This is a genomic window from Domibacillus sp. 8LH, assembly GCF_038806185.1.
Taxonomy (GTDB): domain Bacteria; phylum Bacillota; class Bacilli; order Bacillales; family Domibacillaceae; genus Domibacillus; species Domibacillus indicus_A.
Window position 1 is genome coordinate 1 of sequence record NZ_JAVJNG010000355.1, and the last position, 232, is coordinate 232.

1 protein-coding gene is annotated in these 232 nt (G+C 37.1%); it reads left to right on the forward strand.

Annotation, left to right across the window (positions count from 1 at the left end):
• On the forward strand, window positions 1-232 hold a 232-nt coding region (locus tag RG959_RS24995), incomplete at both ends, for a hypothetical protein (RefSeq protein ID WP_342799387.1).

A 232-nucleotide genomic window follows, 5' to 3' on the forward strand; every position in this document is an offset into this window, starting at 1 on the left:
GGTTTATGGTGATGAATGGGGCTTTGAAAAAGTAGACGTAAACGAGGAAATAGAAAAATATAATAGTTCACGAAAACGCTTCCTATATTATGCGTGGGGAATTTGGGTTACTGCCTATGCTCGCCGTAATTTATGGACGGGGATTTTAGCCGTAGGTAATGATTATATCTATTCAGATACTGATAGCCTGAAAGTATTAAACTATGAAAAACATGAGCCCTATATTGAATGG